General features: G+C 74.8%; 3 protein-coding genes. All 3 read left to right on the top strand.

Translation table 11 applies throughout. The annotated features are described in order from the left end of the window. The coding region (locus tag DTB53_RS09255; RefSeq protein WP_146777724.1) for a hypothetical protein at nucleotides 1–489 on the top strand (489 nt) is incomplete at its 5' end. Next, nucleotides 489–15,998 (top strand): non-ribosomal peptide synthetase, encoded by a 15,510-nt coding sequence (locus DTB53_RS09250; RefSeq protein WP_012379765.1) that lies wholly within the window; start codon nucleotides 489–491, stop codon nucleotides 15,996–15,998. The genes DTB53_RS09255 and DTB53_RS09250, both read left to right, overlap by 1 nt. Before the next feature lie 17 nt (nucleotides 15,999–16,015). After that, nucleotides 16,016–19,038 (top strand): condensation domain-containing protein (locus tag DTB53_RS09245; RefSeq protein WP_256656830.1); only part of this gene is annotated, 3,023 nt, incomplete at its 3' end.

Raw genomic sequence — 19,038 nt, 5'->3', positions numbered from 1 at the left:
GGACGCGTCCTGCGCACGGTCAAGGAACAGCTCAGGGACGTACCCGACGAAGGCATCGGCTACGGCCTGCTGCGCCACCTCGACCCGGAGGCCGGGCCCCGGCTCGCCGGACTCGCCCAGGCACCCGTGCTCCTCAACTACCTGGGGAGGGCGGAGGAGTCCGGGGGCGACTGGTCGCCCGCGCCGGAGACCGACGTGGTCCGGGCCGAGGGCGCGGACCTGCCGCTGTCCCACCTGCTGGAGATCAACGCGGTCGTCCGCCGGGAAGCGGACGGGCCCCGTCTGACGACGGTCTGGACCTGGCCGGGCCGGCTGCTGTCGGAGGCCGACGTCCGCTCCTGCGCGGACACCTGGTTCCGCGCGGTGCGCGCACTGACCGAACACGCCGGGCGTCCCGACGCCGGCGGCCACACCCCATCGGACCTGGCGCTGGTGGACCTGTCCCAAGACGAGATCGACGGGCTCGAAGACGAGTGGAGGACGCTGTAATGAAGAAGTCGGGTCCCGAGGACATCCTTCCGCTGTCACCGCTGCAGGAGGGGCTTCTCTTCCACGCGTTGTACGACGAGTCGGGCGACGACGTCTACACCGTGCAGGTGGTGCTGGACCTGGGCGGCGGCCTCGACGCCGCGGTGCTCCGGGCCACCGCCCGGGCGCTGCTGGACCGGCACGCCAACCTGCGTGCCGGATTCCTCCACCCCAAGCAGAGCCGCCCGGTCCAGGTGATCTCGCGCGCCGTCGACGTGCCGTGGCGGGAGGACGACCTGAGGCCGCTCGGGGAGGACGTGCGGGCCGCGGAGCTGGAGCGGATACAGGCGGAGGAGAAGGCCCACGCCTTCGACCTCGCCCGGCCGCCGCTGATGCGCTACCGGCTCGTGCGCCTCGCCGACGACGCGCACCGCCTGCTCTGCACCTTCCACCACATCCTGCTCGACGGCTGGTCGACGTCGGTGCTCCTGGGCGAGCTGCTGGAGGTGTACGGGAACGGCGGCGACGCCTCCGTGCTGCCGCCGGTCACCCCGTTCCGCGAACACCTCGCGTTCCTGGCCCGGCAGGACCGGCGGGCCTCCGATGAGGCCTGGCGCCGGGCGCTGAGGGGCATCGACGCGCCGACCCGCCTGGTCCCCTCGGACCCGGCCCGCGAGGTCGTCCATCCCGAGCAGCTCGCCCTCGAACTGTCCGCGGCGGCGACCGAGGCGCTCTCCGCCCGGCTGCGCGCGGCCGGCCTCACCTTCTCCAGCGCCGTACACGGTTCCTGGGCGCTCCTGCTGTCGGTGCTCACCGGCCGGCAGGACGTGGTGTTCGGCACCGTCGTCTCCGGCCGCCCGCCGGAGGTGCCGGGCGTCGAGCGGATGGTCGGCATGCTCATCAACTCCCTGCCGGTGCGGGTACGTCTCAACGGCGGCGACTCCCTCGGCGACGTGCTGGCCGGACTCCAGGGCGAGCACCTGGAGATGATGAACCACCAGTACACCGGGATGCGGGACATCCACCGGCTCTCCGGCCACCCCGAACTCTTCGACACCTACGTGGCGTTCGAGAACTTCCCGTTCGACCTCCAGGACCTGCGCGACCTCGCGGGCGACCTGGCCATCGACGGGTTCGACGTCCTGGACGCCAACCACTACCCGCTCTGCCTCGTCTCCCACGTGTACGAGGGCAGGCTGCGGCTGCTCCTCAACTACCGCCCCGACCTCTTCCGCCCGGAGCAGGTCGGCGTCATCGGCGACCGGCTCGTGCGGATCCTGGAGACCCTCACCCAGGACCTCACGCGGACCGTGGCCGGACTCGACGTCCTGGCCGACGGCGAGCGCGAGCGGCTGGTCGTCGCCGACGGCGCGGCCGGGCCCGCGGTCGAACAGGCCGCCTTCCCCGAGCTGTTCGCGGCCCAGGCCGAGCGCACGCCGGACGCGGTGGCCGTGGAATCCGGCGGGCTCTCCCTGACCTACGCCGAACTCGACGCCCGCACCGGTGAACTCGCCGCCCGCCTCACGGCCGAGGGCGTCGGCCCCGAGACGATCGTGGCGCTCGTCCTCGGCCGCTCGGTGGAGTCCGTCATCGGCTCGCTCGCCGTGATGCGGGCGGGCGCGGCCTTCCTGCCGGTGGACCCCGACTACCCGGCCGAACGCGTGGCGTTCATGTTCGACGACGCCCGGCCGGCGGCGGTGCTCACCACCGAGGCGTACGAGAAGGCGGTCCCCCGTTCCGGGGGCGCCGCCGTGCTCGTCCTGGACCCGGCGGACGGGGCCGCCGCCCGGTCCGCGCCCCGTTCGGAGCCCCGTTCCGCGCCCCGGGCGCCGCTTCCGGTCGCCTCACCCGCGTACGTGATCTACACCTCGGGCTCGACGGGCGTGCCCAAGGGCGTCGTCGTCACCCACGCGGGACTCGCCGCCTTCGCGGCGACCGAGCGGGAGCGCTTCGCCGTGACCGGCGACAGCCGTGTCCTGCAGTTCTCCTCGCCCAGCTTCGACGCCTCCGTGCTGGAGCTGTGCATGGCGCTGACCTCCGGCGCCGCCCTCGTCGTGCCCGATCCGGGCCCCCTCGCGGGCGAGCCGCTCGCCGAGGTGATCGCCGGCCGGCGGGTCACCCACGCGCTGATCCCGCCGGCCGCCCTGGCCAGCGTCCCGGCCGCGGACCTCCCCGGCTTCTCCTGCCTGATCGTCGGCGGTGACGCCTGCTCGCCCGAGCTGGTGGCGCGCTGGGCCCCCGGCCGGCGCATGGTGAACGCCTACGGGCCCACCGAGTCGACCGTCGCCGTCTCCATGAGCATCCCGCTGGAAGCCTCCGGCGGCGTACCGCCGATCGGCGCTCCCGTGCACGACACCCGCGCCTACGTCCTGGACGGTTCCCTCCGGCCGGCGCCCCTGGGCGCCGAGGGGGAGCTGTACGTGGCGGGCGCGGGCCTGGCCCGCGGCTATCTGCGCCGTCCCGGGCTGACCGCCGAGCGGTTCGTCGCCGACCCCTTCGGCGCCCCGGGGGAGCGCATGTACCGCACCGGCGACCTCGTACGGCTGCGCGAGGACGGGCAGCTGGAGTTCGCGGGCCGGGTCGACGACCAGGTCAAGGTGCGGGGCTTCCGCATCGAGCTGGGCGAGGTCGAGAGCGTCCTGGCCCGCCACGACCGTGTGGACCGCGCCGCCGTGGTGGCCCACGGCACCGGGGCGGGAGGCAAGCAGCTCGTCGCCTACGTGGTCCCGGCCGGGCCGGAACCGCTCGACGCCGAAACCCTGCGCGCGCACGTCGCGGAGCTGCTGCCCGAGTACATGACGCCCTCGCTGGTCATTCCCCTCGACGCCCTGCCGCTGATGATCAACGGCAAGCTGGACCGCAAGGCCCTGCCCGCACCGGAGATCACCGTCACCGAGGGACGCGCACCGGCCGACGCCCGCGAGGAACTGCTCTGCACGCTGTACGCCGAGGTGCTCGGCGTGGAGCGGGTGGGCGTGGAGCAGAGCTTCTTCGAGCTGGGCGGCGACAGCATCGGCTCCATCCAGCTGATCAGCCGGGCCCGCAAGGCCGGGCTCCGCTTCACCCCGCGCGACGTGTTCACCCACAAGACCGTCGAGGCGCTCGCCGCCGTCGCCACGGAGGTGGCCGCCCCCACCCGCCGGCCCGCCGTGCCGGACGGCGTGGGCGGTGTGCCGCTGACCCCGATCATCCACTGGTTCAGCGAACACAGCGGCCCCGTCGCCCCGTTCAACCAGGCGATGGCGCTCCCGGTGCCCGCGGGCCTGGACAGCGCCCGGATCGCCGGGGTGCTCCAGACCTTCCTGGACCACCACGACGCCCTGCGCCTGCGGCTCACCCGCATCGAGGACATCGGCGAGTGGACGCTGGAGATCACCCCGACCGGCACCGTGGCCGCCGCCGAGTCGCTGTACCGGGTGGACGCCTCCGGTCTCGACGCGGACGCGCTGCGCGCGCTGACCGAGAAGGAGTTCACCGCGGCCCAGAACCGCCTCGCCCCCGAACGGGGCCGCATGGTCGAGGCCGTCTGGTTCGACCAGGGACCCGACCTGCCCGGGCGGCTGCTGCTCGTCATCCACCACCTCTCGGTGGACGGGGTCTCCTGGCGCATCCTCCTGCCGGAGTTCACCGCCGCCCTCGAAGCCGCCGCCCGGGGCGGCTCCTTCACCCCCGAACCGGTCGGCACCTCCTTCCGCAGCTGGGCCCGGCAGCTGACCGCCGCCGCCGGCGAGCCGGACCGGATCCGCGAGCTCCCGCTGTGGCGCTCGATGCTCTCCGAGCCCGACCCCCTGCTCACCGACCGCCTCCCCGACCCGGAGACGGACACCCTCGCCACCGCGGGCCACCTCACCCTGCGGCTGCCCGCCGACCTCACCGAACCCCTGCTCGGCCGGGTGCCGACGGCCTTCAGCACCGGGATCAACGAGGTCCTGCTCACCGCGCTCGCCGTGGCGGTCGCCGACTGGCGACGCCTCCGGGGGCGCGGGGACAGCTCCTCCGTCCTGGTGGGCCTGGAGGGACACGGCCGCGAGGAGATCGTCGAGGGGGCCGACCTCTCGCGCACCGTCGGCTGGTTCACCAGCCTCTACCCCGTGCGGCTCGACCCGGGCGAGGCGGGCGGCGACGACCTCGTCACCGCGCTCAAGGCGGTCAAGGAACAACTGCGGGCCATCCCCGACAACGGGATCGGCTTCGGCCTGCTGCGCTATCTGAACCCGCGGACCGCGGCGGCCCTGGCCCGCTTCGCCGAGCCGCAGATCGGCTTCAACTACCTGGGCCGCATCGGCGGCGGGGACGAGGGCGCCGGTGCGGACGGCCTCGGCGGCGGCGCCGATCCCGCCACCCCTCTCCCGTACACCCTCACCGCCAACGCGGTGACCGAGACCCACGGCGACGGGCCGCGCCTCGCCGTCACCTGGACCTGGCCGGGCGGACTGCTCACCGAGGACGACGTACGCCCGCTCGCCGAGGCGTGGTTCGCGGCCCTGCGCTCGCTGGTGGGCCTGGCCGGCCGGCCCGGCGCCGGGGGCGGGCTCGTCCCGTCCGACCTGCCGCTCGTCGACCTCACCCGGCACGAGATCGCCCGGCTGGAGGAGGCCGAGCCCCGGCTCACCGACGTCCTGCCGCTCTCCCCGCTCCAGGAAGGCCTGCTGTTCCACACCGCCTACGACCAGGACGCCGAGGACGTCTACATCACCCGGCTCGCCCTGGACGTACGGGGAGACCTGGACACCGGTGCCCTGCGCGCCGCCGTCACGGGGCTGCTCACCCGGCACGCCAGTCTGCGCGCCTCCTTCCACCGCACCGCCGCGGGCGTCCCCGTCCAGCTGATCGCGGCCGAGGCCGAACTCCCCTGGACCGAGACCGACCTCAGCGCGCTGGACGAGCCCGCCCAGCGCGCCGAACTGGACCGGCTGCTGGTCCGGGAACGGTCCCTGCGCTTCGACCCGGAGCGCCCGCCGCTGCTCCGCTTCACCCTGATCAAGCTCGGGGACGGCCACCACCGGCTGCTGTTCGCCGCGCACCACCTGCTGCTCGACGGCTGGTCGGCGCCGGTCCTCGCCGGCGAGCTGTTCGAGCTGTACGCGCGGCGGGGGGACACCTCCGCCCTGCCGCCGGTCGTGCCGTACAAGGACTACCTCACCTGGCTGTCCCAGCAGGACCGCACCGCCTCCGAGGACGCCTGGCGGACCGCGCTGGCCGGGATCGACGAGCCGACGCTCGTCGCCCCCGCCGCGGCCGGCCACGCCGCCGCCCTCCCGGGGCGGATCGTGGACGAGCTGCCGCCGGGCCTGACCGCCGCGCTCACCGAGGCGGCCCGCGCCCGCGGCCTGACCATGAACGCGGTGGTCCAGGGCGCCTGGGGCCTCGTCCTCGCGGGGCTCACCGGACGCGACGACGTGCTGTTCGGCGAGACGGTCTCCGGCCGGCCGCCGGAGCTGCCCGGCATCGAGTCGATGGTCGGCCTGTTCAGCAACACCGTTCCGGTACGGGTCCGCATCGACCCGGCCCTCTCGCTGGCCGACACCCTCACCGGGGTGCAGGCGCGGCGCGTCGAGCTGCTGGCCCACCACTACCTGGGTCTCGCGGACCTCCAGCGGCTGGCCGGTCTGCGCACGCTGTTCGACACCGCCGTGGTCTTCGAGAACTTCCCCGCCGACCCCGGATCCCAGGAGACCGTGCACGGCCTGGCGCTGAGCGAGGTCGACACCAAGGGCGACAACCACTATCCGCTCGGCATGGTCGTGATGCAGGACGACCGCCGGATGGTCCTCAACTGGTACTACCGTGCCGATCTGCTCGACGAGGAGCTCGTCGCCTCGGCGACCCGGCAGCTGCGCAGGGTCCTCGACGCCTTCACCACCGCACCGGACACCCCGGTGGGCCGGCTCGGCCTCCTCGGCGACGAGGAGACCGCGGAACTGACGACGGGCTCCGCCGGAGTTTCCGCACCGCCGTCGGACGCCGTGGTCGGCGAGCTGATCGAGGCACAGGCGGCCCGCACCCCGCAGGCCGTCGCGCTGATCGACGGCGTCACCGAACTCCGGTACGCCGAGCTCAACGAACGGGCCAACCGCCTGGCGCACGAGCTGATCCACCGGGGCGCGGGACCCGAGCGGCTCGTCGCGGTCGCCATGGAGCGCTCCGCGGAGCTCGTCGTGGCACTGCTCGCCGTCCTCAAGTCCGGCGCCGCCTACCTCCCGGTCGACCCGTCCCATCCGGCCGCGCGCATCGGCGGGCTGCTCGACGACGCGCGGCCGGGGATCGTCCTCACCACCCGGTCCGCCGCGGCCACGCTGCCCCGCCACGACGCCGACACCGTGACCGTGGACGACGCGGCGACGGCGGCCGGGATCGCCGCCCGCCCCGCCGCCGACCCGACGGACGCCGACCGGCGGTCCCCGCTGACCGCCGGGAACCCGGCGTACGTCATCTACACCTCCGGCTCCACCGGGGTTCCCAAGGGGGTGGTGGTGGAACACCGCTCCGTCGTCGACTACCTCGGCTGGACCTCCCTCTCCTACCCCGGGGCCGCGGGACGGGCCCTGCTGCACTCGCCGGTCTCCTTCGACCTGACGGTCACCGCGCTGTTCACCCCGCTCACCGTGGGCGGCGCCGTGCTGATCGCCGCCCTGGAGGAGGAGCCGGAGCTCTCCGCCCGGCTGGCCGGCGCCCCGGTGACCTTCATGAAGGCGACGCCCAGCCACCTTCCGCTGCTCGGCGCCCTGCCCGCCGCGTACTCGCCCACCGCCGAACTCCTGCTGGGCGGCGAGGCCCTGCTCGGCGAGGCGCTGGCCGGCTGGCGCGAGCGCCACCCGGACGCCACCGTCCGGAACGTCTACGGGCCCACCGAAGCGACCGTGAACGTCACGGAGTTCACCATCGACCCCGGTACCCCCCTCGCCCCCGGGCCGGTCCCGATGGGCCGCCCGCAGGCCAACGTCCGCGCCTACGTCCTGGACTCGGCGCTGCGCCCGGTGGCGTCCGGCGTCGCCGGCGAGCTGTACCTCGCGGGCCCCTGCCTCGCGCGCGGCTACCTGGGCCGGGCCGGGCTGACCTCCGAGCGGTTCACCGCCGACCCCTACGGCCCGGCCGGCTCCCGGATGTACCGCACCGGGGACGTCGCCCGCCGGCTCGCCGACGGCGACCTGGTGTTCGTCGGCCGCGCCGACGACCAGGTGAAGCTGCGCGGCCACCGCGTCGAGCTGGGCGAGGTCTCCGCCGCCGTCGCCGCGCTGCCGGGCGTCGCCGCCCAGGCCGTCGTGGTCAGGGACGGCGCCGACGGCGGCCGGCTGGTGGCCTACGCCGTGCCCGCCGACGGGGCCGCCCCCGACGGCCAGGACCTCCGCCGGCTGCTGGCGGACACCCTGCCCGACTACATGGTTCCGGACGCCGTCGTCGTCCTCGACGCGCTGCCGGTGACCTCCCACGGCAAGCTGGACCGCAGGGCGCTGCCCGAGCCCGAGTTCACGGCGACCGCGGCCGTCCGCGCCCCGCGCACCCCGCAGGAGGAGATCCTGTGCGGTCTCTTCGGCCAGGTCCTCGACCTGCCCGAGGCCGGGGTGGACGACGACTTCTTCGAGCTGGGCGGCAACTCGCTGAGCGCGGTTCGGCTGCTGAGCCGGGTCCGCTCCGCCTTCGGCTCCGAGGTGGACGTCCGCGCCGTCTTCGAGGCACGGACCCCCGCGCGCCTCGCCGCGCTGGTCGGGCCCGGCGGCGACGCCACCCGCCCCGCGCCGGCGGCGGGCCGACGGCCGGACGAGATCCCGCTGTCGTTCTCCCAGCGCCGGCTCTGGTTCCTCGACCGGCTGGACGGGGCGTCCGGGGCGTACAACATCCCGATCGGGATCCGGCTCCGGGGCACGCTCGACCTGGACGCGCTGCGCGCGGCCGTGGCCGACGTGGTGGATCGGCACGAGAGCCTGCGGACCGTGTTCCCCGCCGCCGGCGGCAAGCCGCGGCAGTCCGTCCAGGACCCCGGAACCCCGCTGGCGCCGGTGGAGATCGTCGAGGTCGCCCCCGAGCGGTCCGCACAGGCCCTGCGCCGCGCGGCGGCCCGCGGCTTCGACCTCGCGGTCGAACCCCCGCTGCGCGTCACCCTGTTCGTGCTCGGGGCGACCGACCACGTACTGCTGCTGAACGTCCATCACATCGCGTCCGACGGCTGGTCCAACGCCCCGCTCGCCCGCGACCTGTCCACCGCCTACACCGCCCGCCACGGCGGCCGGGCCCCCCGCTTCGCGCCGCTGCCCGTGCAGTACGCCGACTACACCCTCTGGCAGCGGGAACTGCTCGGCGACGAGAGCGACCCGCGGTCCCTGGCCGCGCGGCAGCTGGCCTTCTGGAAGGAGTCCCTGGCCGGCGCCCCCGCGGAGCTGGCGCTGCCCACCGACCGGCCCCGCCCGGCGGAGATGACCACCGAGGGCGCCACCGTCGAGTTCACCCTCGACGCGGGCCTGCACGCCCGGCTCGCCACGCTCGCCCGCACCCACCAGGTCAGCCTCTTCATGGTGGCCCAGGCCGGGCTCGCGGCGCTGCTCACCCGGCTCGGCTCCGGCACCGACATCCCCCTCGGCACGGCCGTGGCGGGCCGCCCGCACGAGAGCCTGGAGGACCTCGTCGGGTTCTTCGTCAACACCCTGGTGCTGCGCACCGACACCTCGGGCGACCCGACGTTCGGCGAACTCCTGCACCGGGTGCGGGCCGCCGACCTGGCGGCCTACGCCCACCAGGACCTGCCCTTCGAGCGGCTGGTGGACCGGCTGGGCCCGGACGCGCGGTCGCTGGCGCACACCCCGCTGTTCCAGGTGTTCCTCGCCTTCCAGAACAACACGGCGGCCCGGCTGGAGCTGCCCGGACTCGACGTCGAGCCGGCCGGCATCGAACTGACCTCGGCCAAGACCGACCTCGGGGTGGAGCTCCGGGAGGACGTCGCCGACGACGGCAGCCCGGCCGGCCTGCGGGGGCTGATCAGCTACCGGACCGACCTGTTCGACCGCGCCACCGTCGAGTCGGTCGCGGCCCGCTTCACGGCACTCCTCGACGCGGTGGCCGACGATCCGCGGCTGCCGGTCAGCGGGATCGGCCTGCTCCCCGCCGCCGAGCGCGAGCAGACGCTCTCCGACTGGAACGACACCTCCCGCGCCGTCCCGGCGCAGACCTTCCCCGCGCTGTTCGAGCAGCGGGCGGCGACCGCCCCCGAGAGCCCCGCGCTGATCGCCGGGGACCGGCGGATGACCTACGGCGAGCTGAACGCCCGGGCCAACCAGTGGGCGCACTACCTCATCTCCAAGGGCGCCGGACCCGAGCGGTACGTGGCGGTCGCCGTGCCCCGCTCGGCGGACTGGCCGGCGATCACCCTCGGCGTCCTCAAGACCGGCGCCGCCCACCTGCCCGTCGACCCCGGCTACCCCGCCGACCGCATCGCCCACATCGTCCGGGACGCACGCCCCGCGCTGGTCGTCGCCACCGGGGAGACCGCCACGGGCCCGGCCCTGGCCGGCACGGTCGTGCACGCCGTCGACGACGCGGACGTGACGGCCCGGGTCGACGCCGCCCCGGTCACCGACCCCACCGACCGGGACCGCGACACTCCGCTCGGCGTGGACCACCCCGCGTACGTCATCTACACCTCCGGTTCGACCGGTCTGCCCAAGGGCGTGCTGGTCACGCACCGGGGCATCGCGGGGATGGCCGGAGCGCACGCGGAGAACTTCGCCATCGACACGGACAGCCGGGTCCTCCAGGCCGTCTCGCCCAGCTTCGACGTCTCGATGGCCGACCTGGCGATGACCCTGCTCAACGGGGCCACGCTGGTGCTGCCGGACACCCACCACGCGCCGGCGGGCGAGGAACTGGCCGCCCTCGTCGACCGCCACGGCGTCACCCACCTCCAGATCACCGCCGGCGTCCTCGCCACGGTCCCGCGCACCGCGCTGGGCTCCCTGCGCACCCTCGCGGTCGGCGGGGAGGCCTGCCCGCCCGACCAGGTGGACCACTGGTCCCGGGGGCGGCGGCTGCTGAACGTGTACGGCCCCAGCGAGGCGACGGTCTGCGCCACGATGAGCCGCCCGCTCTCCGGGGCGGTGCACCCGCCGATCGGCGCCCCGCTGTGGAACACCCGGGTCTACGTGCTGGACTCCGTCCTGATGCCGGTTCCGGTCGGCGTCGCCGGAGAGCTCCACATCGCCGGTGACGGCCTGGCCCGCGGCTACCTGGGCCGGCCCGGGCTGACCGCCGAACGCTTCGTCGCCCATCCCTTCGGGGCGCCGGGCGAGCGGCTCTACCGCACGGGCGACCTGGTGCGCTGGAACACCGACGGGCAACTGGAGTTCGTGGGCCGGGCCGACGACCAGGTGAAGATCCGGGGCTTCAGGGTCGAGCTCGGCGAGATCGAGGCCGCGCTCGTCACCCACCCCGGTGTCACGGCCGCCGCCGCGGCCCTCCACCGGGGGGCCGACGGGCGCGACCGGCTGGTGGCCTGCACGGTCCCGTCCGGCGCGGCCCCGGCCGACGCCGGAGAACTGGGCGACCACCTCGGCCGGCTGCTGCCGGAGTACATGGTTCCGGCCGCGTTCACCGTGGTCGGCGCCCTGCCGCTCAACGCCAACGGAAAGGTCGACCGCACGGCCCTGCCGGAGCCCGACTTCGGCTCCCGGGGAGAGGGCAGGGAGCCCCGCGACGCCAAGGAGACGCTCCTGTGCGAGCTGATCCGCGACCTGCTCGACATCGAACGGGTCAGTGTCGACGACAACTTCTTCGCCCTCGGCGGCGACAGCATCGTGTCGATCCAGCTGGTCAGCCGGGCCCTCGAAGCGGGCCTGGAGTTCACCGCCACGGACGTGCTGCGCCACCGCACGGTCGGGGAGCTCGCCGCCGCCGCGACCGGACCCGAGGACGCGGACGGCGCGTCCACCGCGCCCGCCGCCGACGACGACCGGGGCGTGGGCGAGGTCGGACTGACTCCCTACGTCCACGCGCTGCGCCGGCGCGGGGGGCCGGTCGACAGCTCGGCGGCCACCGCCGTCCTGGCCCTGCCGGGGGACACCGACGAGGCCCGGCTGCACACTGTGCTCCGGACCGTGCTGGACCGGCACGACACCCTGCGGCTGCGGCTGACCCGCAGGGCCGGGAACCTGGTGTGGGGCCTGGAGGTCCGCCCGCGCGGCGAGACCGACGCGCGCGACCTGCTCACCCGGGTCGACGTCACGGGCCTCACCCCGGGGGAGCTGTCCGACGAGACGGCCCGGGCGACCGGGACCGCGCTCGCCGCGCTGGCGCCGGAGGACGGCGTCGTGCTCCGGGCCGTCTGGCTCGACGGCGGACCGGGCGGCGAACACCGCCTGCTGCTCGCCGTGCACCGGCTCGCCGCCGACCCGCAGGCCTGGCGCGTCCTCGTCGCCGACCTGCGTACCGCCTGGGAGGCGGCGGCCGGGACCGGGGCACAACTTCCCCCCGCGGGCGCCGACTACCGGTCCTGGACCGAGCGGAACGCCGAGGCCGCCGCCGCCCCGGAACTCCTCGACGAACTCCAGACGTGGACCGACCTGCTCGGCGCCGACGCCGCGCTGTCGCTCACGGGCCCGCTGGACCCCGCCCGTGACACCCGCGGCACCGTCCGGAACGTGGAGGTCACCCTCTCGGCGGCCGAGTCGGCCGCCCTGCTGAACGAGGTGCCGGAGAGGTTCGCCACCGGCGCCCAGGAGGTGCTGCTCGGCGCCCTCGCCGCGGCGCTGGAGGAGTGGCAGGTCCGACGCGGCCTGCGCACGGCTGCCGGAACCCTGATCGACGTGGAACGGGACGGCCGCGGCGGCGACTCCGGACTCGACCGCACGCTCGGTCAGTTCGCCCTCGTCCACCCGGTGCGGCTCGGTGCGGGCGAAGCGGCCGGCGGCAGCGCCGCCGACCAGGTGAAGCGGGTCAAGGAGCTGCTGGCGGCGGTTCCGGGCGACGGCGCCGGCTACGGGATGCTGCGCTACCTCAACCCGCAGACCGTTTCCCTGCTCGCCCCGTCGCCCTTCCCGCAGCTGCGGTTCGCCCACCGGGGCACGTTCCCCGCCCCGCTCGGCGACGGCTCGACGCCCCTCGTCGTGGCGGGCGGGGTGCGGCCGGCCGGGGCGGAGGCCCCCGAGACGCCGGCCGAGTATCCGCTGGAGGTGGAGACCTGGGCGGACGAGGGCCCCGAAGGCGTGCGGCTGACGGCCCGCTGGTCCTGGCCCGACGCGCTGCTGAGCGAGGCCGACGTGACCGAGCTCGCCGACTCCTGGCGGGACGCGGCGCGGCGACTGCTCGCGGACTCTTCCCGCTCCGGCGGGCGCACCCCGTCGGACTTCCGGCTGGTCGGCCTGGAGCAGCGGGAGATCGACCTGCTGGAGGAGGGCGGCCGGCGGCTGGACGACGTGCTGCCGCTGGCTCCGCTCCAGGAGGGCCTGCTCTTCCACTCGCTCTACGACCGCGGCGAGATCGACGTGTACACGGTCCAGTTCGGCCTCGACCTGGAGGGCGACCCCCGCACCGAGGTGCTGCGCGCCTCCGTACGGGCGCTGCTGGACCGGCACGAGAACCTGCGCGCGGGCTTCGCCCACGAACACCTCTCCAGGCCCGTGCAGTTCATCCCGGCGGAGACCGGACTGCCGTGGCACGAGGAGGACCTGTCGGGCCTCGACGCCACCGCGCGGGGCGCGGAGGTCGACCGGGTGATGTGCCGGGAGAGGGCCGAGCGCTTCGACCTCGACCGGCCCCCGCTGCTGCGCTGCACCCTGCTCCGGCTGGGCGGCGGCCGGGCCCGGCTGGTACTGACCTTCCACCACCTCCTGCTGGACGGGTGGTCCACGCCGATCCTCCTCGACGAGCTGATGCGTCTGTACGCGGCGGGCGGCGACCCGTCCGGGCTGCCTCCGGCCCATCCGTACCGCGGCTATCTGTCCTGGCTGGACGGCCAGGACCGGACCGTCTCGGAGCAGGCCTGGCGGCAGGTGCTCGACCCGTCGGTGGAGCCCACGCTGCTGGCGCCGGCCGACCCGGAGCGTCGCGCCGTCGCCACCGACAAGGTCTCCGTCACCTTCGGGGCGGACGTGGTCGCCGGACTCACCGCGCTGGCGGGCCGGCACGGCACCACGGCGAACACCGTCGTCCAGGCCGCCTGGGGGCTGCTCCTCGCCCGGCTCGCCGGCCGCGAGGACGTCGTGTTCGGGGCGACCGTCTCCGGGCGCCCCCCGAAGGTTCCGGGCGTCGAGCGGATGGTCGGCCTGTTCATCAACACCGTTCCCGTACGGGTGGCGTTCCGGCCCGGCGAGCCGATCGGTGACGCGCTCGCCCGGCTCTGGCAGCAGCAGGTGGAGCTGACGGCGCACCAGCACGCCCGGCTGGTGGACCTGCAACGTGAGGTCGGCAAGGGGGAGTTGTTCGACACGCTCCTGGTGTTCCAGAACATACCCGCCGACGGGGCCGGCTTCGGCGGGGACGCCGACCGGGTCCGCGCGGTGGACCTGGAGATGAACGACGCCACCCACTACCCGCTCACCCTGGACGCCGGGCTCTCCGGCGACCTGCTGCACTGCCGCCTCGGCTACCGGCCCGACCTGTTCACCGAGGCCGAGGCCGCTGCCGTCGCCGACGGACTGCGCGAGGTGCTGGAGGCCTTCGCCCACGACCCGGAGCAGGCGTTCGCCCCGTCGGGCGACGATCCGCTGACCCGGCGCTGGGCCGGGGTGCGTTCCCGGCTGCGCGAGCGGTCGGCGGCCCCGGACGGCGCGGTGCGCGAGGACGCCCCGGCCGGTTCGCCGGCCGACCCGTCCCGGGAGTCCGTGCTCGCGGGACTGTTCGCCGAACTGCTCGACGCGCCCGAGGTCGGTCTCGACGACGACTTCTTCGAACTCGGCGGCGACAGCATCGTCTCCATCCAACTGGCGGGCCGGGCCCGCAAGGCCGGACTGCGCATCAGCCTGCGCGACGTCTTCAAACACCGGACGGTCCGCTCGCTGGCCAGGATCGCCACGGAGGACGAGGACCCGGCCGCGGGCCGGTCCGCCGCCGAAGCCGTCGGGGAGATGCCGCTGACCCCGGTCATGCTCGACCTGTACGAGCGGGGCGGACCGACGGACAGCGTCCACCAGGCGGCGCTGCTCCAGGTCCCGGCGGACGCGGACGAGAAGAGGCTCGCGGCCACCCTGCAGGCCGTCCTCGACCACCACGACATCCTGCGTTCGCGGATCGTGCGGGGCGCGGACGGACTGCGGCTGGAGGTCACCCCGACCGGTTCCGTCGACGCCTCCGCGCTGCTCCGCCGCAGGGACATCACGTCCGTCCCGCGGGACGGACTGATCGGCCTCGTCACCGAGGAGCAGGTCCGGGCGCAGTCCGAACTCTCCTGCGAGGACGGCGAGATGGTGCGGGCCGTCTGGTTCGACGCCGGACCCGCCGACCCGGGGCGGCTGCTGATCCTGGTCCACCACCTCGCCGTGGACGGGGTCTCCTGGCGGGTCCTCCAGGAGGACCTCCGGCAGGTCTGGGAGGCGGTCTCCCAGGACCGCGAACCCGGGCTCGAACCCGTCGGCACGTCGTTCCGCCACTGGGCCACGGTCCTGGCGGAACAGGCGGCCGGGCCGGAGCGGAGCAAGGAGCTGGACCTGTGGCGTTCGGTCCTGGAGACAGCGGACCCGCTGCTCTCGGAGCGGCCCCTCGACCCCGCCGTCGACGTGGTCCGCACCGCGCGGCGGCTGACGGTGACCCTCCCCCCGGAGTTCAGCGAACCTCTGCTGGGCACGGTGCCGGCCGCGTTCAACGCCGCAGTCGACGAGGTGCTCCTCACGGCCCTCGCGCTGGCGGTCGCCCGCTGGCGGAGCGGTCGCGGCCGGGGGGACGGGAGCGAGCTCCTGGTGGGGCTGGAGGGCCACGGCCGCGAGGAGATCGTTCCGGGGGCCGACCTGTCCCGGACGGTCGGCTGGTTCACCAGCGTCTACCCGGTGGCCATCGACCCCGGGGCGGCGGCCCGGCCCGGGTCCGAAGCGGACGCCGAGGTGCTCGGCACCGCGCTGAAGCGGGTCAAGGAGCAGTTGCGGGCCATCCCCGACAAGGGCATGGGCTACGGGCTGCTGCGCCACCTCAACCCGGACACCGGCCCCGAGCTGGCCGGCTTCGCCGAACCGCAGATCGGCTTCAACTACCTGGGCCGCTTCAAGGCGGTCGACGCGCGGGCCCGACGCGCCGACGACTGGGCGGCCCCGCCCGAGGCGACCGAGACGCTGGGCGGAGGCGGGGCGGACAGCGCCCCGCTGGCCCACTCCATCGGGCTCAGCGCGGTGGCCCAGGACCGGCCCGACGGAGTGCGGCTGGTGGCCATCTGGTCGTGGCCCGGCGCCCTCTTCGACGAGGACGAGGTACGGGCCCTGGCGGACCTCTGGTTCGGGGCGCTCGAAGCCCTGGCCGGATGCGCCGGCCGGCCCGGGTCCGGGGGACTCACCCCGTCCGACATGTCGCTGCTGGAGCTCTCGCAGGACGAGATCGAAGAATTCGAGAGGGATCTGAGCTGATGGAGAAGAACCGGAACATGTCGAAGCCTGGATTCGTCGACATCTGGCCGCTGTCCCCGCTCCAGAAGGGCATGCTGTTCCACGCCTTGTACGAGGAGCGGGGCGCGGACGTCTACGTCATCCAACTGGCGATCGACCTCAGGCGCGCGGTGGACGCGGGCGTCCTGCGCGGTGCCGTGGCCACGGTCCTGGACCGCCACGAGAACCTGCGGGCCTCCTTCCGCAACCGCAAGAGCGGCGAGCCGGTGCAGGCGATCCTGCGCGAGGCCGAGCCCGACTGGTCCGAGACCGACATCAGCGAGGTGCCGGAGCCGGAGCGCGAGGCCCGGCTGCGGGAACTGCTCGACGAGGACCGGACCCGCCGGTTCGACCTGAAGCGGCCGCCGCTGCGGTTCTCGCTGGTCAAACTGGCCGAAGAGGAGTACCGGTTCGTCTTCACCGCCCACCACATCCTGCTCGACGGCTGGTCCATGCCGCTGGTGCTCGGCGAGCTGATGGCCCTCTACGCGGCCGGCGGCGACGCCGCGGAACTGCCGCCGGTCATCCCGTACAAGGAGTACCTGGCCTGGCTCTCCCGCCAGGACCGGCCCGCGGCCGAGGCCGCCTGGAAGGCCGCGCTCGACGGGGCCGCGCCCACGCTGGTGGCGGGCTCCGGGACGGGCGCGTCGCTGCCCGACAGCCTGATCGAGGAGGTCGACCCGAAGGTGTCGGCCGCGCTGATCGAGCGGGCGCGTTCGCTCGGCGTGACCCTCAACAGCGTCGTCCAGACCGCCTGGGGCCTGGTCCTCGGCTCGCTGACCGGGCGGGACGACGTCGTCTTCGGCGAGACGGTCTCGGGCCGCCCGCCCGAGCTGCCCGGGGTCGAGCGCATGGTCGGCCTGTTCATCAACACGCTGCCCGTGCGGCTGCGCCTGGACTCCGCGCTCTCCCTCAAGGACCACGTCCACCACCTCCAGGACGCCCAGGCCGACCTGCTGGCCCACAAGCACCTCGGGCTCGCCGAGATCCAGCAGCTCCACGGCGCCGGACCCCTCTTCGACGCCATCACGATCTTCGCCAACTACCCGATCGACACCGACACCCTGCGGAACTCCGCCGACGACATCGGCGCGGTCGGCGCGGCCACCGTGGACGCCACGCACTACGCCCTCAACCTGGAGGGGACCGTACGGGGCGATCGGATGACGGTCCGCCTCGACCACCGGCCCGACCTGTTCACCGAGGGCGCCGGGCGCGAGGTGCTGGACCGGCTGCTCGCGGTGCTGGCGGAGTTCGCCGACCGGCCCGAGCTTCGGGTCGGGGAGCTGGAGCTGTTCGACGCCGCCGACCGCGCGCGGCTGGTGCTCCCCCCGTCCGGCCCGGCGGACCGCGCCGCGCGGCCGGCCGGGACGGACCGTCCGGCCGCGGCGGACGGGGAACCGGCGAACGAGCGCGAGGCGCTGCTGTGCCGGCTCGTCGCCGAGGTGCTCGGGGTCGAGTCGGTCTCCGTCCACGACAACTTCTTCGAACGCGGCGGGGACTCGATCAGCTCGATCCAGCTGGCCCACCGCGCCCGCAAGGAGAACATCGCGCTGACCCTGCGGGAGATCTTCGAGCACCGGACGGTCTCCCGGCTGGCGGCCCTCGCCGGCGCCGCACCGCGGCCGGCCCCGGCCGCCGCCGACGACGGCGTCGGCCCGGTGCCGCTGACCCCGGTCATGCACTGGCAGCAGAGCCAGGGCGGCCGGATCGACGCCTTCAACCAGACGCTGACCGTGCCCGTCCCGGCCGGCCTGACCCAGGACCGGCTGCACACCGCGCTCCAGGCGCTGCTCGACCACCACGACGCGCTGCGGATGCGGCTCGGCCGCGCCCCGGGGCAGGAGTGGACGCTGGAGGTCATGGCCCGCGGCGCCGTCCGCGCCGAGGACTGCGTACGGCGCTACGCGACCGGGTCCGGCGATCCGGCGGCGGAGCGGACCCACGAGGAGCAGGTGCTCGCGGCCGTGGAGCGGCTCGCCCCCGCCGAGGGCCGGATGGTCCAGGCCGTCTGGCACGACGCGGGTCCGGACGCCGAAGGCCTGCTGGCCCTGGTGATCCACCACCTCGCCGTCGACGGCGTCTCCTGGCGGATCCTGCTGCCCGACCTGGAAGCCGCCCTCGCCGCGCTCGGGTCCGGCGACCCGATCGTCCTCGACCCGGTCGGCACCTCGCTGCGCCGCTGGTCGCGGGGGCTGGCCGAGGAGGCCCTGACCGAACGCCGGGTCGCCGAACTGGACCTCTGGCGCACCGTGCTGGCCACCCCCGATCCGCACCTGGCGGACCGCCGCACGGACCCGGCGCGCGACGTCGTCGGCGCGGCCCGCCAGCTGACCGTGACCCTGCCCGCCACCACCACGGCGGCGGTCCTGGGCGCCGTGCCCGCCCTCTTCCACGCCGGAGCCGACGAGGCGATGCTCACCGCGCTCGCCCTGGCCGTGGCCCGCTGGCGGCGCGAGCGCGGTCGCGGCGAGGGCAGCGCGGTCCTGGTCGGGCTGGAGGGCCACGGACGCGAGGAGATCCTCGACGGGGTCGACCTCTCCCGCACCGTGGGCTGGTTCACCAGCCTCTACCCGGTCGCCGTCGACCCGGGCGCCGGGGCCGACGCGGACGAGGAGACCTGGTCCGGCGGGCCCGCCATCGGCACCGCGTTCAAGGCGGTCAAGGAGCAGTTGCGGGCCATCCCCGACAAGGGCATGGGCTACGGGCTGCTGCGCCACCTCAACCCGGACACCGGCCCCGAGCTGGCCGGCTTCGCCGAACCGCAGATCGGCTTCAACTACCTGGGCAGGCTCGGCACCGCCGACGCGGACGCCGACCCCGACGCCGTACGGGTACGCGACCTCACCGGAGCCGGCGACGCGTCCATGCCGCTCCCGTACACCCTGGAACTCAACGCCGCCGCCGTCGACCACACCGACGGGCAGCGTCTGACGGCCTCCTGGACCTGGTCGGGCGAACTGCTCGGCGAGGCGGAGGTGACCCGGATCGCCCGGCTCTGGTTCGACGCGCTGACCGCCCT

Origin of the sequence: Streptomyces griseus, assembly GCF_900460065.1 — a bacterium.
Classification (GTDB): domain Bacteria; phylum Actinomycetota; class Actinomycetes; order Streptomycetales; family Streptomycetaceae; genus Streptomyces; species Streptomyces griseus.
This window is presented reverse-complemented; position numbering and strand designations above follow the sequence as displayed.

Coding starts and splice junctions, on each gene's coding strand:
- DTB53_RS09250 (WP_012379765.1), top strand. CDS start 489: ATGAAGAAGTCGGGTCCCGAGGACATCCTTCCGCTGTCACCGCTGCAG.